Here is a 20,678-nt window from a genome sequence, read left to right as displayed (position 1 = left end):
GGTAGAAAAAATGGAATATATTTGGCTAAAAGAGGTGGATTCTACGCAAGAAGAGTTAAAGCGCATTCTTGCAAAATCTATGACAAAATCTGCGATTTCAAACAATGCAAATGATGGCAAAGCTAGCAAAAAATCTGCGTTGCAAATTGAAACGACACAAGTTATATCGCCACCTCAATCCATATCGCAATGTGCCACAAAATCCAAACGCCCACCCAAACTAAAATCTAAAGAAATATGTGTCATAGCCGATATGCAAACTGCTGGCATAGGCTCTAGGGGCAATGAGTGGAAAAATGTAAAAGATTCTCTTATGTTTTCATTTGCGTTTTTATCCCCCCCAAAAGATTTGCCAAAGCAAAGTGTGGCGTTGTATTTGGGATTTGTTTTCAAAGAAGTGCTTGTGTCTCTAGGCTCGGCTGTGTGGCTAAAATATCCAAATGATTTGTATATAAAAAATCGCAAAATCGGAGGGATTTTAGTTAGCATTTACCAAAATCATTACCTATGTGGAATCGGACTAAATTTGCAAAGTGAGGATTTTGGTAGCCTAGATATTGCGACTAAAAAATGTGAGGTTTTGGATAAATATTTTAAAATTTTGCAAAAACCTCCAACTTGGAAACAAATTTTTAATAAATATAGGCTAGAATTTTATAAAAATTTTTCTTTTTCCTTTCATTTCAAAGGGGAGTGCATAAGTCTAAAAGACGCTATTTTGCGCGAAGATGGGGCTTTGGAAGTGGGTGGAGAGATGATTTACAACCTAGATAGATAAAATTAGCGGAGAGTAGCGATGTGTGAAGTCATAACCATAGCAAATCAAAAAGGCGGAGTAGGAAAAACCACGACAGCGGTGAATCTAGCGGCGTGTCTAGCGGCGGCAGAAAAAAGGGTGTTGCTTATAGATTTTGATTCTCAAGCAAATGCGACAAGGAGTTTGGGACTTCGTCGCACAAAGATAGAATCAAACATTTATCATGTGCTTATGGATAGCAAAAAAATCACTGAAGTGATACAAAAAACAGACATAGAATTTATGGATATTGTCCCCTCAGACATTGCGCTAGTTGGTATCGAAAAGAGCTTTTGGGCAAACAAAGAGGGCAGGGAGCTAATCCTAAAGAAAAAAATCGCAGAAGTGCAAGAGCAATATGATTTTATCATTATAGATTCTCCGCCCGCTTTGGGTCCGCTAACGGTAAATGCGCTTGCTGCGGCAAATTCTGTGATTATCCCTGTGCAATGCGAATATTACGCTCTGCAAGGCGTTACCCAACTGCTAAATACCATAAAACTTGTCAAAGAAAACGGAATCAATCCCACGCTAAAAGTGCGCGGGCTTCTCCCCACAATGTATGCAGCACAAAACAACCTCCACAAGCAGGTCTTAACCGAGCTTAGAGAGTATTTTGATACAAATCTTTTCAAAAGAGATGACAAACCACAAAATACAGAAAGTATCGAGCCATATATTGTTATTCCGCGAAATATTAAACTTGCTGAATGTCCTAGCTTTGGCAAACCTATCATAGAATATGATGTAAAATCTAGTGGCAGTGTAGCTTATCAAGATTTAGCTGAAGTGATTTTGCGAGGAGCGTAAGTTGGCAAAGAAGCAAAAAAAAGCACTTGGGAGCGGGCTAGCTGAACTACTTGGCGATACTATGCACGCTTATGAGGAGGAACTTAGCAATGCTAGGGATTCTAGTGGGCGTGTGGCTAGGGGGTTTGAGATAGTCGAGCTAGAAGTGGAGAAAATCCACCCAAATCCATATCAGCCGCGCAAAAACTTCGATGAGGAATCCCTAAAAGAGCTAGCAAAATCCTTAGAGGAAGATGGGCAGATACAGCCTATCGTAGTCTATGAAGATGATGAGAAATATTTCCTAATCGCAGGGGAGCGCAGACTACGCGCTAGCAAAATCGCAAAGAGGACAAATATCAAGGCAATTATTGATAGCTCTTTCAAAAATAAGCTACGCGAAATTGCGCTGATAGAAAACATACAGCGCGAGGATTTAAACGCTATCGAGCTTGCAAACTCATATCAAGCACTAATCGATGAGCATCATATCACGCACGAGGAGCTAGCAAAAAAGCTAAAAAAATCCCGCACTCAAATCACAAATACCCTGCGACTACTTCAGCTAGGCGAGTATGCGCAAAATCTAATATTAGATGGGAAAATCACGCAAGGGCACGCCAAAGTAATGGTAGGACTTAGCACAAAAGACCAACAAGTCTTAGCAGATTCTATCATCGGACAGAAGCTATCTGTAAGCGATACGGAAAATCTAGCCAAAAATCTAAAAAATTCCGCAGGTGGAGCTAAGCAACCTAAAATCAAAAAAGAATCTAATAGCAAAGCAGATTCTATAATCGATGAGTTAAAAGAGCTACAAGAAGTTTTTATATCTTTTGGCATAAGCACACAGATTTCAAGCAAAAGTGTTACCATTCAACCCAAAAGAGATAAAATTTTGTGGTTAATAAAGAAGTTAAAATCTTAAATTTAAGATTAGTTTGCTACAATGTCTAAATGTCATCAAACAAAACTTAAAAAAGGACTAAGATGAGTATCACCATACCAGACCCGTATCTAATGTTGCTAGTGTTTGTCGTATTTTTGATTACGATGATTTTGCTAAATGTGTGGCTATTTAAACCTTTGATAGGCTTTATGGACGAGCGCGAAGCGACATTGCGCAAAGATTTGGATTTGGTAAGTAGTAGCGATACGCAAGTCCAAGAGATACAACAACAAATCCAAGATATACTATCCACTGCTAGAAATCATTCAAGCGAAATCCTCCAAAAAGCGACCAATGACGCAAAGGCTCTCTATGAGGCGAATATACAAAAAAAACAAGAAGAGCTAGCAAAAAAACTCCAAGATTTTAGAGTGAATTTAGACAAACAAAAAGAAGCGAGCAAGAAAGAGTTGCTTGCTTCTTTAGGTGAGTTTGAGGACGCACTTAAACTCAAAATCAAACAGCTATAATGGCTATCTAAGGAGAGCTTATGAAAATTTCGCATAATATAAAATGGATTGCTAGGCTTATGCTTTTTGTAGGCTTGTTGCCAAGCCTATCTTTTGCCTCTGGTGCGGTAGATATTTCACAGACTGATTTTACGGTGCGGGTGATAAACTTTGTGATTTTCGTGGCGATTGTGTGGTATTTTGTTGTGCCGTATTTGAAAAATATCTTGCAAACTCGCAAGGAAGGTATCTCAAAGCGATTTGAAGAAGTCCAAGAAAAAATGAAATCTGCAAAAAAAGCAAAAGAGCAGGCAAATAAACAGCTTGATGATGCTAAGAAAAAAGCCGATGAAATCGTAGCTTTTGCAAAACAAGAAGCAAACAATATCGCAAAACGATATGATGAGCTATATAAAACAGACGCGGAAAATCTAAGCAAGGGTAGCCAAGCGGTTATGGAATTTGAAGAGAGAAAAATGCGTGAAGAAATCGTCCAAGCAGTGCTAAAAGAACTATTTAATGGTAAGGCTGGGGACATTAGTAGTGATGAATATGTGAGAATCTTGCAAAAGAAGGTGGCATAAATGGAAGAGATTATCGCAAAAAAATACGCCCAAGCACTTATCAAAACTTATGATAACGCTACGCTAAAAAAGCTCACAGAGATTTTGTGCGAGGCTTGCAAAGCGTTTGAAATAGAGAAATTTAGGGACATTATTCATTCGCCCTATGTATCAAAAGCTAAGAAAAAAGATTTGTTACTTTCTTTGCTAGATAATCAAAAAGAGTTTGCAAATTTTGTAGATTTGCTCATACAAAATGCCCGCATAGAGATTATGCCTTTTATTGCTGATATTTTGCAAAAGCATTTGCGAAGTCTGCAAAATCAGCATAAGGCAATTTTGTATGCAAACAAAAACCTAGATTCTGGCACGATTGAAAGCATTGCTAAAAGTTTGTCAAATCGACTTGGTGCTAAACTTAGCATAGAGCAATCCCAAGCCAAAATCGATGGTATCAGGCTAGTAGTAGAGGATTTGGGAGTGGAGATTTCTTTTCTTAAAAAGAAGTTTTTTGATGATTTGCAATCCCATATTTTAAAGGCGATTTAGCCTTATATTTACCCCAAAAGTAAAGGAGAAAAAGAAGTGGCACAGAAACTAAAATCAGAAGAAATCAGCTCAATCATCAAAGAAAAAATTAGTAGCTTTGATGTAAAAATCGACATATCCGAGACGGGTAAAGTTATCGCTTATGCCGATGGTGTGGCAAAGGTCTATGGGCTAAAAAATGTAATGTCCTATGAAATGGTAGAGTTTGACACGGGAGATTTTGGACTTGCTTCAAACTTAGAGGAAGGTAGCGTTGGTGTTGTTATCTTAGGAAATGGTAGCAAAATCAAAGAAGGTGCTTCCGTAAAAAGACTAAACAAACTTATGAAAGTCCCCGTAGGAGATGCAGTGGTAGGACGCGTAATCAACACTATCGGAGAGCCAATCGATGGTAAAGGCGCGATAGAAGCGAGCGAATATCGATTTGTCGAAGAAAAAGCACCGGGTATTATGGATAGAAAATCTGTCCACGAGCCATTACAAACAGGGCTAAAAGCTATTGACGCACTTGTGCCAATCGGTCGCGGACAACGCGAGCTAATCATCGGCGATAGACAGACAGGCAAGACAACAGTCGCCATAGATACAATCATCAACCAAAAAGGGCAAGATGTGATTTGTATATATGTGGCTATCGGGCAAAAAGAATCCACCGTAGCCCAAGTGGTGCGCAAGCTTGAAGAACACGGAGCTATGGAATATACCGTTATCGTCAATGCCCCCGCTTCTTTCTCTGCTGCTATGCAGTATCTTGCTCCATACACAGGCGTAACTATTGGCGAATATTTTAGGGACAATGCACGACACGCACTCATAATTTATGATGATTTGAGCAAGCACGCGGTTGCATATCGGGAGATGAGTTTGATTTTGCGCAGACCTCCCGGTCGTGAGGCATTCCCCGGTGATGTGTTTTATATCCATTCTCGTTTGCTAGAGCGTGCCGCGAAGCTATCTGATGAAAAAGGTGCTGGCTCACTGACTGCATTGCCTATCATCGAAACTCAAGCAGGCGATGTCTCGGCATATATTCCTACAAATGTTATATCCATTACCGATGGGCAGATTTTCTTAGAAACAGATTTGTTTTATTCGGGCGTGCGCCCCGCGATAAATGTGGGGCTATCTGTATCGCGCGTGGGTGGTGCAGCACAAATCAAAGCCACCAAACAAGTAGCTGGCACATTGCGACTAGATTTGGCACAATACAGAGAGCTTCAAGCATTTTCACAATTTGCCTCTGATTTGGACGAAGCGAGTCGAAAGCAGCTAGAGAGAGGGCAAAGAATGGTAGAAGTGCTTAAGCAACCACCTTATTCGCCATTGCCTATTGAGCGGCAAGTGGTGGCGATTTTTGCTGGGGCACACGGATTTTTAGATGACATTCCTGCCAATAAAGTTGGGCATTTTGAAAATGACTTGTATCCATTCTTGGAAGCGAAGTATCCTAAGATTTTTGAGGGTATTCGTAGCAAAAAAGCACTTGATAAAGATTTGGAAGCAAGTCTTACAAAGGCATTAGAAGAATACAAACTAAGCTTTAGCTAGGGAGTAGAAAATGGGAAATAATCTAAAAGAGATTAGGACAAAAATCAGCAGTGTCAAAAGCACCCAAAAAACGACACGAGCGATGAAACTTGTATCTACCTCAAAGCTAAAAAAAGCCGAAGAAATGGCAAAGCGTTCTAGGGCTTTCCACGATAGGTTGAATGAAGTCTTTGAAGATGTGGTATCAAAGATGCGAGTGCGTGGGCTAGAAAATATCAATAGTCGCTTTTTTATCAATCTAAAAAACAAAGAAGTAAAAAAGGTTGATATTGTGTTTATTACCGCAGATAAGGGGCTTTGTGGCGGGTTTAATGCAGCGACTATCAAAGAGGTGTTGCGACTTATTGCTGATTTTAAATCAAAAGGCGTTAAGGTGCGACTTCGTGGGGTTGGCAAAAAAGGCATAGCATATTTTACTTTCAATGAAATTGAGATTTTGGATAAGGTTACAGGGCTTAGCTCTTCGCCTGATTTTGAGCGAGCAAGTGAATTTATTATGCAGGTAACCAAAGACTACTTAGATGGATTGACAGATGAAGTCATTTTGGTGCATAATGGATTTAAAAACAAAATATCCCAAGAATTAAAAGTAAAATCTATCTTGCCATTAGGCTACAAGCTTGAGCAAGTCATCGCCGAGATGGAGGAGGATACTACTCCACAAGAGACGATTACTATCGAGCCTGATGATGACGAAGATGCGGTGCTAGACCAAGCCGCGCAAAAATACATAGAATATAATATGTATTACGCGCTTATAGATTCTCTAGCAGCAGAGCATAGTGCGCGAATGCAGGCTATGGATACAGCCACAGAAAATGCAGGTGAGCTAGTAAGGGAGCTTACTATCTCTTACAACAAAGCGCGACAAGAGGCGATTACTACCGAGCTAGTAGAAATCAACGCGGGCGCGGAATCTATGAAATAAAGGAGCTTAAATGGAATCAAAAGAAGGAAAAATAGTCCAAGTCATAGGACCTGTGGTAGATGTGGATTTTGACTCATATCTTCCTTTTATCAACGAAGCATTAGACATTGTTTATGATTTTGATGGCAAAAAGAAAAATCTTGTCTTAGAAGTCGCAGCGCATTTGGGAGACAATCGCGTGCGCGCAATCGCTATGGATATGACAGAGGGGCTCACTCGCGGACAAGCAGTAGTCGCAAGGGGCGAGATGATAACTGTGCCTGTGGGTGAAGCTGTGCTAGGCAGAATCTTTAATGTCATAGGAGAGGTTGTCGATGGTGGAGCACCTGTAAAAAGTGATTTGCGATGGGCTATCCACAGAGAAGCACCAAAATTTGAAGAGCAAAGCACAAAGACAGAGATTTTTGAGACAGGCATAAAGGTGGTTGATTTGCTTGCGCCTTACTCAAAAGGTGGTAAAGTAGGGCTATTTGGTGGCGCAGGCGTTGGCAAGACTGTTGTTATTATGGAGCTTATCCACAATGTCGCTTACAAACATAGCGGATATTCTGTATTTGCGGGCGTGGGAGAGCGCACTAGAGAGGGAAATGACCTTTACCACGAAATGAAAGAAGGTGGCGTCATAGACAAAGTCGCACTTTGCTATGGGCAGATGAATGAGCCACCGGGTGCTAGAAATAGAATCGCATTTGCAGGGCTTACTATGGCAGAATATTTCCGTGATGAAAAAGGGCTAGATGTGCTTATGTTTATTGATAATATTTTCCGCTATGCACAATCGGGCTCTGAAATGTCAGCCTTACTAGGCAGAATCCCATCTGCTGTGGGCTATCAGCCAACTCTAGCAAGCGAAATGGGCAAACTTCAAGAGAGAATCACTTCTACCAAAAAAGGCTCTATCACTTCTGTCCAAGCGGTTTATGTGCCAGCTGATGACTTGACTGACCCAGCTCCTGCGAGTGTTTTTTCACACCTAGATGCACGAACCGTGCTAAATCGTAAAATCGCAGAAAAAGGAATCTACCCTGCGGTGGATCCACTTGATTCATCATCAAGAATGCTAGACCCACAAATCGTAGGCGAAGAGCATTATCAAATCGCCACAGGTATCCAACAAATCCTCCAAAAATACAAAGACTTGCAAGACATTATCGCTATTTTGGGAATGGACGAGTTATCCGAAGAGGATAAAAAAGTGGTGGAGCGAGCAAGAAAGATTGAAAAATTCCTATCTCAACCATTCTTTGTCGCCGAAGTATTTACAGGAAGTGCGGGTAAATATGTCGCGCTAGAAGATACGCTTGAAGGGTTTAAGGGAATCTTAGAGGGCAAGTATGACCATATCCCTGAAAACGCGTTTTATATGGTAGGAAATATACAAGAAGCAGTCCAAAAAGCAGAGAGTATGAAAAAAGCGTAAAGGTTGCTGTATGGAAAAATTAAATCTAAGCATTGTAACGCCTTACGGCGAGATATTCTCTGGGCAGGTGGATTCTATCACTATGCCGGGCGTAGAGGGGGAATTTGGCGTTTTTTATGGACATAGCAATCTTTTGTCATTGCTAAAAGCAGGCGTGATAGAATTTGCCTATGACAATAAGCGCGAACTTGTGGCTATCGACTGGGGGTATGCAGATGTGAGTGCCACAAAGGTTAGCATTATCGCAAATGGTGCAGTGGCAATCGGCGGAGATGATGAGAGTGCTATTTCTGCGGGGATTGATAGTGCTAGAAAACTACTTGAAGATGCTAGTGATGATAGAGTGGCTATTTCTTCGGTTGTCTCTCGTATCGAGCAAGTCGCAAAAAGTAGAATCTAAGGAAATCAAAAAGTATGAGTTCGTTGTTTATATTTTTTGAAGAATCTAGCCCTATCACTCTTTTTACTCTTGTGTGGTTGTCGTTTTATTTTGTTGTTACGCTGTGGATATTTTTTTATAAATATTTTTCCATATCAAGTATGTGTAAAGATGAGCAAGAATCCTTAGATGCGATTTTGCAAGGACAGCAAAGGTTTCCAAAAGACGCGTTGTTTTTCAACACCGAGCACGGACTAAAACCGGGGATTTTTTCCATTTGGAAAAATAAAACCATAAAAGAAGCAAGCACAGGATTATCATTTTTAAGCATTATTGCTTCGACTTCGCCTTTTATAGGGCTTTTTGGCACGGTGGTTGAGATTTTGGACGCGTTTGGTAGGCTTGGTAGCACGGGACAGATTTCTTTTGATGTGATAGCCCCCGTCATCTCAAAAGCTCTTATCGCCACAGCGGCGGGGATTTTGACGGCGATTCCAGCCTATACATTTTTTTTGAGTTTGAGGCGAAAAGTGTATGATTTGGGCGTGTATGTGCAAATGCAGATAGACTATGTAGTCCCTGCACATAAATATTAAAATCTTTTAAAAGCAAGATGGTGCATAGATAATGGACGAGAATTTTTTGTGGGAGGATAAACCAGAGCTAAATATCACCCCCCTTGTAGATATTATGCTAGTGCTTCTTGCTATACTTATGGTTACCACCCCTACCATCGTATATCAAGAGGATATTACCCTCCCTAAAGGCACAAAAACAAATAAAAGAGCATTGGATAATACCCTAGAAATCCGCATAGACAAAGACAAAAAAGTCTATATCAAAAACAACTCTTATGAATACAAAGCATTCCCCGATAGTTTTAACCTACTTGCCAAACAATACGACAAAAAAGAAACTCCTGTGTTTATCCGTGGCGATGAGCGGCTAAACTATGAAACAATAATGTTTATATTAAAATCCGTCAAAGAAGCAGGATTCCAAAAAATTTCTCTTGTAACAAGCGGGTAACGATGCTTCGCAAAAGTGAGATTCCTTTTATTTATAGCGGTATTAGTGCTTTTTTGGTGTATTTTTTTGTGCTGTTTTTGTTGCTGTTTAATTTCACTCCGCTTTTTAAAACCAAATACATTCCGCGCACAAGCACGATTTTGGAGCAATCTATCGCCATAAGCATAGCCGAACCCAAAAAATCGCAAAAACAAGACAAAAAAAGCGCGGGCACTCCTGTGGAGGGAATGGGTATAAAAGAGATGTTTTCTAATATCGCTGATGCGGAGATAATCCCCCCCGTAGAAGCCGATGATAGAAGCCAAGTCGCTAAAAACACCCAAGACAAAAGCGAAAAAAATGCCCTCCAAGCCCTCCAAGAAGAAATCGAAAAAATCCGCGATGAAATCAAAGCTATGGACAACAAACAAATAGACGCACAATCCCAAACCCTCTCCCCAGAATTTGCCGATGGAAAGTATGATGAATGGTATGGGCAAATATATGACATCATCTATCGCAAATGGAATCCGGGATTTTATCAATCATATCAAGGGGCGGTTGTCAGCACGCTAGTGCAGATAAGTGCTAGCGGTGATTTTAGTTATCGCGTGGTTAGGTTATCAAAATTTGATGGGCTAAATGAAGGTGTGGTTGAGCTATTAGATTCGTTTTTGACAGAGAGTTTTCCTCCGCACCCAGAGGGCAAAGCAGTGCAGATTGATATGAATTTCCGCATAGATTCTAACTAGATTTTGTCGCATATTTTTGAGTGCTATACACCCTGTATAAACTTATATGCTAGAATCTTGCCAATTTTTTGTAAAAAAGGAACAATATGAAAAAACTCGTATTTTTAAAAGCGTTTTTTGTCAGTTTGGGATTTGGTTTGGGATTGTTTGTAAATGTGGCTTTTGGCGCAGATGCGACTATGGATATTGTAAAAAGTGTCCAAAAAATACCAAAAATCGAAGTAGGATATATCCCCACAGGCGAGTCCCTCACAGCAAAAAGAGCCTATAAAGTGCTTATGGGGGATTTAAATGTATCGGGGCATTTTGAGCCAAGCGATGGCAACGCATATACCAAAGGAAGCATAGATTATGGCATTTATCAAGCAAAAAAGATTGATTTAGTAGCTATCGTAGAAGTAAAAAAAGAAAACAAAGCATACAAAGCGACATTGCGACTTTATGACATAAACTCTTCAAATCTAAGTATCAACAAAACCTATCAAATCGCAGATTCTCAACTTTATCCATTTGCCGCACACAAAATGGCTATTGACATAAACAAATACATTAAAGCCCCCTCGATTGATTGGATGAGTAGGTATGTGGTGTATTCACAATACACCGTATCAGGGCTTGCAAATATCGTCCTTAGCGATTATACGCTCACTTATAATCAAACCATTGTATCGGGTGGGCTAAATATTTTTCCAAAATGGGCAGATTCTAGCCAAAAAGAAATCTACTTCACGCGCTACTTACCATTGCCTACGATTATTCGTTACAATATTTATACGGGGGAGAGTGAAAGGCTTGTCGATAGTCAGGGAATGGCAGCGGTTTCAGATGTAAGCAAAGATGGCAAAAAACTTCTAATTACTCTTGCGCCACGCAAACAAACCGATATTTATCTCTATGATACAAAAAGCAAAAAACTAAGCCAGATGACAAAATATCCCGGGATTGATGTCTCAGGCGCGTTTATCAAAAATGACAATGAAATGGTGTTTATCTCCGATAGACTTGGCACGCCAAATGTTTATTCTAAAGCACTAAATCTAAACGCCCCAGCCCAACAAGTCGTATTTCACGGCAGGAATAATAATTCTGTGAGTTCGTTTGGGGATTATATCGCGTATGCGAGTCGTGAGAGCAATAATGAATTTGGTCCAAATATTTTTAATATTTATATTATTTCTACCAAAAGCGATTATATCCGCAGGCTTACGGCTGTGGGCAATAATCAAATGCCAAAATTCTCTCAAGACGGCGGAAGTGTGATGTTTTTGAAACATACGGCAAATTCATCTGCGATTGGCGTGATAAGGCTTGATTATAATAAAAGTTTTTTATTTCCGCTTACAAACGCCACAGGGATACAATCATTTGATTGGTAATAACTATGCGTAAGGACGCAAACAATGCAAGTTGTAAAATGTATTTTTGTATGTTTGATTGCGATTTTTGGGCTAGGATTTTTGGCTTGTGCAAGCGCAAAATCTAAGACTACAAAGACGCAAGATTTTAGCACTTTGCTTGAGAGACAAGACATAGAGCAAATTATTCAAAATCAGGCAAAATCACTCCTAAGCAAACATTTTGTCAAAAAACTAGAATCCAAAAAAATAATCGTCATAAGTGAAATACAAAATTCTACAAGCGAGCATATAGACTCATTTATTGTGAGGTTTAAAACACTTATAGATGAAAAATTTGTTTTCACAAATAACGATAAAGAATCTATGGTAATGGATTCTAGGGCTTTGAGAGAAAATGAAGAATACAATCAATACACCACCAAAGAAAAAGGGAATTTGCTAGCACCTGATTATGCTTTGCGTGGCAGGCTTAATATGACGCACAAGGCAAGTGGCAAAAAGACAACAATCAATATAGAGCTAACTTTGACATTAACAGACTTAGATAGTGGCATAGAGGTGTGGAGCAATGCAGAATCTATTTCCAAACTTATCCCTACAAGCGAAGCGCATAAATACGGAATCGGCAAGCAATCGCCATCAAAACAAATCACATATAACGAGTGGATAACGATATATAATCAATGTATCGCAAGTCATCAAAAACCAGATAAAAGTGCGTGCTTCAAACTATTGCGATTAGGCGTGCCAAAGTCTAATGATTGCAATGTGGATAGTTGCCAAAAAATCGGCAATATCTATGGCGTAATAGGCAGGTGGCAAGATGCAATGATGTATTATAGAGAAGCAATCGACCAAGGCGATAGTGACGCATATAGCGTGCTAGCATATAGCTTTGAGATAATGGGCGCATTTAGCCACGCGATAAAGTATTATAAAATCGCGTGCGAGCAATATGGCGATTATGATGCCTGCGGGAATCTAGGCGGATTATATGGTAGGGAAGAAGATTATACCAGTGCTCAAAAATATTGGGAAATAGCGTGTCAAAAAGCAGGACCAGCATTTAAGGCACAATCTTGTATGGATTTGGGGATTATGTTTTATGAGGGCAAAAGTGTGCGCAAAGATTATTCAAAATCTAGTTTGTATTACACAAAATCTTGTGAGCTAGATAATGCGCTTGCTTGCAATCAGCTAGGCAGTCTCTATGTGGAGGGGCAGGGCGTGCGCAAAGATATATCCATTGCAAAGAGATATTTTGGCAAGGCTTGTGATTTGGGCGAGCAAGTGGGGTGTTCAAATTGGAAAACATTTAGAGAAACAACGGATACAAGCACGCTAGATTCTAGGGGCTATGACTATGATGATATACACGAGAGCGTGGATTAAACGCACTTGATAGAGTTTTTGTGTGCTTTGTTTTGCGAGGTTTATTGTAAAAAGTCAAGGTATAAAATGGTGTGTAGAGATAGAATATTTCATTAACAATAAGCATAGATTATGAAGTCTAAATGGCAAAATCTTTCAATGCAAAATTCCCTATAAAAGCCTAAAATCCGCATAAAAAACGCAAAAAATAGCAAAATGTTTATTTTTATTATGTTAAAATCGTGCTTTAATCTCAAACATAAAGGAGTCCCCTTATGAAGAAGTTTATGTTGTTTGGTGCAGTTTTTGCACTTGTTTTGATGACAGGCTGTGGAAACAAAGAAGTCGAAGTTGGTTCTGATGAAGGAGATGAAACCGACACAGAAGTATATAAAGGAGCTAGAGGCTCAGGTGGTAGCGGTGGCGCAGGCGGTAGTGGCGGTGCGTTTGGCGATGGCACAGAAGCAGGCGAAACCATAGGAAGCGTGTATTTTGATTTTGATAGATTTAATATCCGCGGAGATATGCAATCTGTCATAGATGAAGCCGCAAAAAGCATAAAAGGCAAGCAAAGCTATCAAGTAACTATTGAGGGCAATGCCGATGAACGCGGAACAGATGAGTATAACTACGCGCTTGGCACAAAACGCGCAATCGCAGTGCGAGACGCGCTATCTCTAAAAGGTGTAAATCCTGCTAATATACGAGTGATAAGCTTTGGTGAGAGCAAACCTCTATGCACAGAGCAAACCGAAGAATGCTACCAACAAAATCGCAGAGGCGATATACGCGTGATAGGTAGCACTTCCCCTGCACAATAGTTGAATAGCTGGACTCTTTTAGCTCTTTTTGATTTTGTGTAGCATAGCAAATTTAGACATACAAAAAGCGTAAAAAATGACAAAGGCAGAGAGCGTAGGCATTCGTAGCGTTTTTTGTAGTTTCTTTTTTGTATGTTTGGTGCTTTTGCAAAGCCTTGTAGCAGAGCCATCGGCTTTTGAGCTACAAAGCGGTGCTACCAAAAAAGAGCTAAAAAACCTTCAAAACACTAATAAAAATCTTGAAAATATTGCCATTGACTACAACACTAGAATCCAAGTCCTAGAGCAATCTCAAGAGGGTTTGCAAAGTATCATCGAGGGGCAATCTTTGCGCATAAAGCAGCTTTTGGATTTATCAAACGGGCAAGAAACAAGGATAAAGACGCTAGAATCTAATTTGGATTTTGCAAATAATGTCATTAGCGAGCTAAAAGAGCAGATAAAAACGCTCACAACCAAGCTAGATGAAGCAAGCGCGCTAAATGCAAAAACAAATAGCGAAATACTAAAAAAACTAGAATCTTTAGAAAAAAATCCAAGCACCGCAGGGCAAAAAGCAGACGAGGGCAAAAAAAGCGAAACTAAAACAAGCACCACAAAATCTAATAATGCCGATAAAAATGTGGATAAAACAGGGCAAAAATTAGCAGATAAAGAAAGCAAGATAGAAAAATCAAATCCTGCAAGTGAGTTTCCAAAAGAGTTTAAAAATTTGCCAAAACAAGAAGTCTATGAGCAAGCCCAAAAGCTATATAAGCAAAAAAACTTTGATGAAGCAAATGCGCGATATAAGTGGCTAGCAGAGAATGAGTATAAGGCGGGATTTTGCTACTACATACTTGGCGAAATCGCCTACAAGCAGGCAAAATACCAAGAAGCAATCGTGTATTTTAAGCGCAGTGTGGCAAAAGATGACAAAGCGAGCTATATGCCTGTGATTTTGTGGCATACTGCGTGGTCGTTTAAATACACAAAAGACTTAGAAAATTATGAGAAATTTTTAGATTTTCTCATCGCTTCTTATCCTGATTCTGAGCAGGGTAAAAAAGCAAAAAATCTCAAAAAAACCAACACTACAAAAAAGGATACAAAATGAGCCAAAACACACAAAACCAAGTCATATCCATACTCTATGAAGTGAAAAATGCAGAAGACAATCAAGTCCTTGATAGCAACCTAGAATCTAAGCCATTAGAATTTTTGCTAGGTGCTGGGCAAGTGATAAGCGGGCTTGAAAAAGCTGTGGCGAACGCCAAAAAAGGCGATAAGCTAAATCTCTCTATCGCCCCAGAGGACGCGTATGGAATCTATCAGCCAGATTTTTTGCAAGAAGTGCCAAAAGAGCAGTTTGAGGGCATTTCTCTTGCAAAAGGAATGACGCTTTTTGGGCAGGCAGAAGATGGGCAGACTGTGCAAGTTATCGTAAAAGATTTTAATGATTCTAGCGTGATAGTTGATTACAATCACCCATTAGCAGGCAAGACACTGCTTTTTGATGTCGAAATCACAGATGTGCGCGAAGCTACGCCCGATGAGATTTTGCAGGGTAGAGTAGGTGGGGGTTGCTGTGGCGGAGGCTGTGGCTGTGGAGATTTGGCAGAATCTGCGGATTCTATGAGCGGACATCATCACGAACATAGCCACGAGCACGGTGGAGGTGGGTGCTGTGGCGGAGGCTGTGGTTGTCATTAAGAGAAGGGAAAATCTCATTAGCATTTTTTACAAATGTGATTAGATTTTGCAAATCGAATAAACGGCGTAAAAACACCCAAAAAGACTTAATAATGAACATCTATAAAACCACTCCTCAAATAAATCTTGCAAAAATTTTTTTGCAAGATTTCGCGCTTAGATTTTGTGTATTGCCACTTTTTGTGTTGCCGTTTTTGTTGGGTGTGGCGTTTGGATTTGGCGAGGATATTCGCACGCTAAAAGCGGATTTTACCCAAAAAACCATTAGCCAAGAAAACACACTTGAATACAGCGGGACACTACTTGCCAAAGCCCCCGCCAAAGCCAAATGGGTGTATGAAAAACCCACCAAAAAAGAGATTTATATCAATGGCAAAAAAACTACCATATACGAGCCATTTTTGGAGCAAGTAAGCATAGGCAACGCAAAAAATAAAATCGATTTTATCCAAATCCTGCGCGAGGCAAAACTCCAAAAAGATGGCAAATATCATAGCATTTTTGAGGATACGGACTACGCGCTTACATTGCAGGGGCAAACGCCTAAAAAGCTAGAATTTAGCGATGAATACGATAATGTCGTAGAAATCATTTTTGAGCGAGTGCGGATAAATGAGCCGATTGATGATAAGGAATTTGTTTTTGTGATTCCACCAAATGTGGATATTATACGACAATAAATCAAGTGATATACAAGACTTTGAGGCAAACTTTGACAAAATGTGCTTTTAGCGCGTTTTTATAAACCAATATATTAGAGTAAGCAAAACAAAAACATAAATAACGAAGCCTATATTTTTAAACATATAATATATCAATGTTATTACTAAGCCAATGCCTATACCTATTAACAATATTTTAGTCAATGGTATTATTAAAGGCATTATGATGGCTAATGCTATGCCAAATAAGATAAAACGCCACAACATTTTAGCTTAACTTTTTTGCATATTACATCGCAAAATTATCGCAAATAGCAATCAGTGGTTGGCAGGTTTAATGCCCTAAAAGTCTCATTGAGAAAATCGCAATAGCCTCTATATTCGGTCGTTCCTTTAAAATTTGCCCTACTATAAAGACCGTCGTGTTGCAAACACGCTCCTTCAACAAATCCAAGTATATAAGATGCTCCTGCTGCTTGATAGGACGCAACTTGAATATTTGGGTTTTTAAATAACGGATTGTTCCTCACATATCGCTGTATGTTTTCGCATTGACTATCTTTTAGCATATCAAATGTCGCCCTAAGTGGATTTTGCGATTTGCTATATGATGGTAAGTTTATTGTTATATTTCTATCGGCTAGCGATAAACTAAGACTACTACCTAGCAAAATCACCATAAATATGTATTTTGTATGTTTCATTTTTATTCCTTGTCCAAATTTAAATCACGCTCCAAATCAAACCAATCTATAAGAATTTGCGCAATATATAAAGCACATTCTCTATCGAATTGCGTTTGTTGAGAGATTTTGTCTGTGTTTAGTCTTTTTGAGCTTCCATAGCTATCCAACTGAAAGTATTTTTCTCCATCATAGCCTACAAAGCAAAAACATTCGCTTTTGTGTATAGGGTTATGTATTTTTGCTTCGTATTTTCGTTGTGGTAAGTGGGTAAGAGTATCTTTGTATATCATTCCCATTTTTTAGCTCCTTTTTATTTGGATTGTTGTAGTCGTATTTTACCCCCCCCCCTTATTAAGATTTGCTTAAAAGCAAAAAAAATTTTTGATTTTTTAAAAAAATTTTGAACTTTTTTAAAAATTTTTTGGGTGGTAGAAATTTTTTAAAATGAATATTTTTTAAAGCGACATTTTTGTAGGCGTGGCAATTCACAATACAATATAGACAAAGTAGATTGCCACGCATTAGATTCTGCAAAAATGCAGAATCTAATTGCTCGCAATGACACCCACCACCCAAACCCCCTCCGCAATGGGAGGGGGGAATAAGAGGCTTTTAAATCCATAAGGGAGGGGGACAAAAGGCAAAATCCTCCACACAAAATCCTCCACAAATGGAGGGGAAATTTTTGTCATTGCGAAAATTTGCGTTAGTAAAATCGTGGCAATCTATTTATTAGTTTTTGTCAAAAAGTGCGTTTTGGCACTTTGCAGAGATGGATTGCCACACTCACTGCGTTCGTTCGCAATGACGGCGGAGGGGTGGATTGCCACGCATTAGATTTTTGCAAAAAATGCAGAATCTAATCGCTCGCAATGACTACCATTTGTTCTTATTTGAATAGTATGACAAAAAAATGAAGTGTAAAAAAGCAACAATCAAAAAAGCAACAATTAAGAAAGGCGACAATCAAAAAGCAACAATAAAAAATGCAAGTAAGGCAAAAAGTGCGTATGATAAAAATTACAAAAATGTGGTTATGATTTTGATAGGCTAGGATTTTTGCATTTGGGTTATTTGGTGGTGTAAAATGTATATGGCGGTTGGGATTTGAGTATGATTTCACCATTGCAAAGCAGAGAATCTAGCAATTCTAGCGTGGTAGGGCTAAAAAGCATCGTGGCTTCGCTCTGCTCCACAGGGCGCGTGGATAGAAATTTGAGTAGCGAATCTTTATCATAATTTTTTTGCGTATAGTGTGTTTCCTCCACGCTAGATTTTGCAAAATCTTGCGTGGATTTTGTGTCATTTTTGGCGAAAGTCAAATCAAAATCTGCATTAGATTTTGGGCTAGATTTGGGGGTTAGGATTTTGCATTTTTGCGTTAGATTGGTCGGGCTAGATTGGATTTTGCCATTTTGGATTTGGTTTCGTTTTGGCAATGATAGATTTAGGTTGGCAAAAAATTGGCTAGCCCAAAGCAGTTTTTCCTCACTCACAGATTTTACCTGATATGCGCTGGGTCTATCGATACTGCCTAAATCCACGCGAGAGATTTTGACCCTGCCCAAAAAATCTGCAATAGCGCGTAGATTTTCCTCACTATCATTATGCCCCTCTACTAGCAGGACTTCTGCGACTAGCTCTCCACCATACTCCGCGCTAAAATCCTCTATGCCTTTTAATATGTTTTCTAGCGATAGCAAATGGCTTGGTCTATCGATTTTTTTAAACGCACTCAAAATCCCCGCATCAAGGGAAAATTTGACAATATCAAAATGCTGCAATGCCTTTTTTTGCTCATAAAATCTTGAGCCATTGCTAAGGATTAGCGTCTTTATATGCGGGGGCAAAAGTGGCTTTGTAGCGGTGATAAGCTCGTATAACTGCGGATATAGCGTAGGCTCGCCTGTGGCGGTAAAAGTAAGCACGGAAATATCTTGGTGTGATTTTAAGGCTGTCTCTATCTCGCGCAAAATCCGCTGATATGGGAAAACTTCGCGCATAGATTCCATAGGTTTTGCTTTGTATAGCTCGCAATAAACACAATCAAAATTGCACTGCTTTGTGCTAGGGGATAAATCTACCCCCAAAGAGCGTCCAAATCGGCGAGATAGCACGGGACCAAATATAATTTGCGGGGAGGCATTTTTTTGTGCTAAGTCTTGTTTTTTGGGCTGTTGTGCTTGCAAGGATTCTTGCGTGGCGCGTTTTTTGATTTTAGATTTTGGCATTTTTTCTCTTTTTGTTGCAAATCTTTGTAGTAAAAAATCTAATCTATAAAAATAAACTTTTCATCAAGCATTTTTTGGATAGCGTTTTTGCCCTGTATTGAGGTTTTTGCTAATTCGCGCAGGGCTAATCCGCGATGAAGTTTTGCCTGATGGGAAGTGCCTTTTGGGATAGGCAAGATATAGTGCGGGCAAGTAAGTCGCGCTCTTTTTAGCGGATATGCTTTGACATACACGCTAGCGCGTAAATCAATGATTATATGTTGATTTTGCTTTGCGCTAGAAATGCCGCTAAAATCTAATCCCAAAAATGCGTCTATGTCGTTTTTTTGTGCAGAATATAGAGAATTTAGATTTACGCTATTTGAGCGATAATTTTGGTTTAGATGATAGTAGGGCAGGGCGTCTTTTGCTCGCACTAGCCCAAAAAGATTGCTAAAAATCAGCGTAGATTCTAGGATAAAATCCTGCGCTTTTTCCTCCAAACTATCAAAATCTAACGCCTTGTAAGCTACGCCGTTATACAGCTTGATTGCTTTGATTCTGGGGGTGCTTGCTAGATTTAGGCATTTTTCTAGTGTGTCTAAATCTACGCGCTTTGTGCCAAAGATTTTGGCTATTTGAAAATCGTTAGATTTTGCTAATTCTTGCAAATATGCTTTTATATGTTTATTTCGCGCTTCTTTCCCACCCCAAAGGTTATCATCTAAGATATTGTTTGCGGTATTTTGCGGATTTTTTTGCAGATGGTTTTGTGGGTTGTTTTGCGCGTCATTTATCGCTATTTTGGCAATCTCTTTTGGGGATAATTTCGCTTCGCTAGGGGATAATAAAATCTGCATTTTTACTCTTTTTTGCTATGATTTTGGTTTTTTAGATTCTTGCATTATTCGTGCATTTTTGAGGTTTTTGGCGGATTTTACCATAAAAGGAATAATATGAACTTTACGAAAATGTTGGGTTCTGCTATGGGCAGTATTTATCTTTGGGTAGTGGGGCTGACACTCGGGGCGATTTTTGCGTGCGGGGCTTTAAGCGCACCTGTTATTTTTAACGCTTCTAGCTATCTTAGTCAAGCTGGGATTACGGATTTGTATATGACTAGGTATGCCTCTGGTGTGCTTATGACGCAGATTTTTGTGAAGTTTAATGGTGTGCTAAAAGCAGTGGCGATTTTTATCCTTGTGTATGAGTTGCTATTTTTTAATACTTCCTCTAAAAAATCCATATTTTTGCTAGCTATAGGGCTACTTAGCGTGGTGCTTATTTTTGCTTTTAGTGTGTATTATACCGACCAGATTATCGCTATGCAGCAAGAGGGAGCGGCTTCTACAGGCACGGAGGAGTTTGAGAGTATCCACACGCAAAGCGAGATGGTTTTTTTGATTTTGTTTGGGACGCTTAGTGTTAGCTTTTTGTGGAGGGTATTTATGCTGAAAATGGACGCATCAGACGAATCAAAAAGAACTAGAGGATCTAAAAAATAGGGGTATTGTGCGCAAGGTTTTTGTATCGTGTTGTGAATATTTGGGTTTAAAATGTTTGTAGTCATACAAATTTTGCAAATATAATCTTTTCGTAAATCTTATAAACTTTATCAATCCGCACTGCGAAAATCCTATCAATTTAAACTTCATAAACCACGCAAGTGTAATTTCCACAAACCCCCAAACCCCCCACAATTTTTCACATTTCTCACAATCCCCACAAATTTTCTCATAAATTCTACC

At 39.3% G+C, this 20,678-nt stretch carries 25 protein-coding genes; 20 read left to right on the top strand and 5 right to left on the bottom strand.

What is annotated here, in order from left to right; translation table 11 throughout:
• Positions 1–10 precede the first annotated feature (10 nt).
• From ACWIUO_RS11135 to lolA, 19 genes are all read left to right on the top strand, one after another.
• Positions 11–778 (top strand): biotin--[acetyl-CoA-carboxylase] ligase, encoded by a 768-nt coding sequence (locus ACWIUO_RS11135; protein WP_454177964.1) that lies wholly within the window; start codon positions 11–13, stop codon positions 776–778.
• 18 nt (positions 779–796) lie between these two features.
• On the top strand, positions 797–1,606 hold the full coding sequence (locus ACWIUO_RS11130; RefSeq protein ID WP_454177963.1) for a ParA family protein: 810 nt from the start codon (positions 797–799) through the stop codon (positions 1,604–1,606).
• Position 1,607: 1 nt separating this feature from the next.
• Entirely contained in the window at positions 1,608–2,513 is a 906-nt protein-coding gene (locus ACWIUO_RS11125) for a ParB/RepB/Spo0J family partition protein (RefSeq protein WP_454177962.1), read from the top strand.
• A 62-nt stretch (positions 2,514–2,575) separates the two neighbouring features.
• Positions 2,576–3,004: a F0F1 ATP synthase subunit B family protein gene (locus ACWIUO_RS11120; protein ID WP_454177961.1), complete on the top strand. Its 429-nt coding sequence runs from the start codon at positions 2,576–2,578 to the stop codon at positions 3,002–3,004.
• A 20-nt stretch (positions 3,005–3,024) separates the two neighbouring features.
• The gene (locus ACWIUO_RS11115) at positions 3,025–3,567 is read left to right on the top strand and encodes a F0F1 ATP synthase subunit B (RefSeq protein WP_454177960.1); all 543 of its coding nucleotides are present in this window, start codon (positions 3,025–3,027) and stop codon (positions 3,565–3,567) included.
• Complete coding sequence (locus ACWIUO_RS11110) at positions 3,568–4,095, top strand: F0F1 ATP synthase subunit delta (protein WP_454177959.1); 528 nt, start codon at positions 3,568–3,570, stop codon at positions 4,093–4,095.
• Positions 4,096–4,131: 36 nt separating this feature from the next.
• Positions 4,132–5,643: a F0F1 ATP synthase subunit alpha gene (gene atpA / locus ACWIUO_RS11105; RefSeq protein WP_454177958.1), complete on the top strand. Its 1,512-nt coding sequence runs from the start codon at positions 4,132–4,134 to the stop codon at positions 5,641–5,643.
• Positions 5,644–5,653: 10 nt separating this feature from the next.
• Positions 5,654–6,571: an ATP synthase F1 subunit gamma gene (gene atpG / locus ACWIUO_RS11100; protein WP_454173859.1), complete on the top strand. Its 918-nt coding sequence runs from the start codon at positions 5,654–5,656 to the stop codon at positions 6,569–6,571.
• Between the two features lie 10 nt (positions 6,572–6,581).
• Entirely contained in the window at positions 6,582–7,991 is a 1,410-nt protein-coding gene (gene atpD / locus ACWIUO_RS11095; RefSeq protein WP_454173860.1) for a F0F1 ATP synthase subunit beta, read from the top strand.
• Between the two features lie 10 nt (positions 7,992–8,001).
• Positions 8,002–8,391: an ATP synthase F1 subunit epsilon gene (gene atpC / locus ACWIUO_RS11090; RefSeq protein WP_454177957.1), complete on the top strand. Its 390-nt coding sequence runs from the start codon at positions 8,002–8,004 to the stop codon at positions 8,389–8,391.
• Positions 8,392–8,405: 14 nt separating this feature from the next.
• Positions 8,406–8,966 (top strand): MotA/TolQ/ExbB proton channel family protein, encoded by a 561-nt coding sequence (locus tag ACWIUO_RS11085; protein WP_454177956.1) that lies wholly within the window; start codon positions 8,406–8,408, stop codon positions 8,964–8,966.
• Between the two features lie 31 nt (positions 8,967–8,997).
• Positions 8,998–9,399, top strand: coding sequence for a biopolymer transporter ExbD (locus ACWIUO_RS11080; protein ID WP_023927358.1), 402 nt, complete (start codon positions 8,998–9,000; stop codon positions 9,397–9,399).
• Positions 9,400–9,401: 2 nt separating this feature from the next.
• On the top strand, positions 9,402–10,130 hold the full coding sequence (locus ACWIUO_RS11075; protein WP_454177955.1) for a TonB C-terminal domain-containing protein: 729 nt from the start codon (positions 9,402–9,404) through the stop codon (positions 10,128–10,130).
• A gap of 86 nt (positions 10,131–10,216) precedes the next feature.
• Positions 10,217–11,506 (top strand): Tol-Pal system protein TolB, encoded by a 1,290-nt coding sequence (tolB, locus tag ACWIUO_RS11070; RefSeq protein ID WP_454177954.1) that lies wholly within the window; start codon positions 10,217–10,219, stop codon positions 11,504–11,506.
• Between the two features lie 24 nt (positions 11,507–11,530).
• Positions 11,531–12,880, top strand: a complete 1,350-nt coding sequence (locus tag ACWIUO_RS11065) for a hypothetical protein (RefSeq protein ID WP_454177953.1) — start codon at positions 11,531–11,533, stop codon at positions 12,878–12,880.
• 254 nt (positions 12,881–13,134) lie between these two features.
• Positions 13,135–13,680 (top strand): peptidoglycan-associated lipoprotein Pal, encoded by a 546-nt coding sequence (gene pal / locus ACWIUO_RS11060; RefSeq protein WP_454177952.1) that lies wholly within the window; start codon positions 13,135–13,137, stop codon positions 13,678–13,680.
• A gap of 76 nt (positions 13,681–13,756) precedes the next feature.
• Positions 13,757–14,776 (top strand): tetratricopeptide repeat protein, encoded by a 1,020-nt coding sequence (locus tag ACWIUO_RS11055; protein WP_454177951.1) that lies wholly within the window; start codon positions 13,757–13,759, stop codon positions 14,774–14,776.
• A complete protein-coding gene (locus ACWIUO_RS11050) occupies positions 14,773–15,372 on the top strand; it encodes an FKBP-type peptidyl-prolyl cis-trans isomerase (RefSeq protein WP_454177950.1) in 600 nt (199 codons plus the stop codon). Before ACWIUO_RS11055 ends, ACWIUO_RS11050 begins: the two co-directional genes overlap by 4 nt.
• Before the next feature lie 92 nt (positions 15,373–15,464).
• Positions 15,465–16,052, top strand: a complete 588-nt coding sequence (gene lolA, locus ACWIUO_RS11045) for a LolA-like outer membrane lipoprotein chaperone (protein WP_454177949.1) — start codon at positions 15,465–15,467, stop codon at positions 16,050–16,052.
• 284 nt (positions 16,053–16,336) lie between these two features.
• On the opposite strand, the gene ACWIUO_RS11040 is transcribed toward lolA, so the two are convergent.
• The 5 genes from ACWIUO_RS11040 to yaaA all read right to left on the bottom strand — a co-directional run bounded on the left by ACWIUO_RS11040 (position 16,337) and on the right by yaaA (position 19,790).
• Positions 16,337–16,738, bottom strand: coding sequence for a hypothetical protein (locus ACWIUO_RS11040; RefSeq protein WP_454177948.1), 402 nt, complete (start codon positions 16,736–16,738; stop codon positions 16,337–16,339).
• A 2-nt stretch (positions 16,739–16,740) separates the two neighbouring features.
• Positions 16,741–17,016 carry a hypothetical protein gene (locus ACWIUO_RS11035; RefSeq protein WP_454177947.1) on the bottom strand — a complete coding sequence of 92 codons (276 nt, stop codon included), beginning with the start codon at positions 17,014–17,016 and terminating at the stop codon, positions 16,741–16,743.
• A gap of 249 nt (positions 17,017–17,265) precedes the next feature.
• Positions 17,266–17,412, bottom strand: coding sequence for a hypothetical protein (locus tag ACWIUO_RS11030; RefSeq protein WP_454177946.1), 147 nt, complete (start codon positions 17,410–17,412; stop codon positions 17,266–17,268).
• A 378-nt stretch (positions 17,413–17,790) separates the two neighbouring features.
• The gene (locus ACWIUO_RS11025; RefSeq protein ID WP_454177945.1) at positions 17,791–18,951 is read right to left on the bottom strand and encodes a radical SAM protein; all 1,161 of its coding nucleotides are present in this window, start codon (positions 18,949–18,951) and stop codon (positions 17,791–17,793) included.
• A 38-nt stretch (positions 18,952–18,989) separates the two neighbouring features.
• A complete protein-coding gene (gene yaaA, locus ACWIUO_RS11020) occupies positions 18,990–19,790 on the bottom strand; it encodes a peroxide stress protein YaaA (protein WP_454177944.1) in 801 nt (266 codons plus the stop codon).
• Positions 19,791–19,886: 96 nt separating this feature from the next.
• Here yaaA and ACWIUO_RS11015 point away from each other — a divergent pair, with 96 nt between their 5' ends.
• Positions 19,887–20,435, top strand: coding sequence for a DUF4149 domain-containing protein (locus ACWIUO_RS11015; RefSeq protein WP_454177943.1), 549 nt, complete (start codon positions 19,887–19,889; stop codon positions 20,433–20,435).
• Positions 20,436–20,678: the final 243 nt, after the last annotated feature.

Source organism: Helicobacter sp. T3_23-1056, from assembly GCF_053654535.1.
This window is presented reverse-complemented; position numbering and strand designations above follow the sequence as displayed.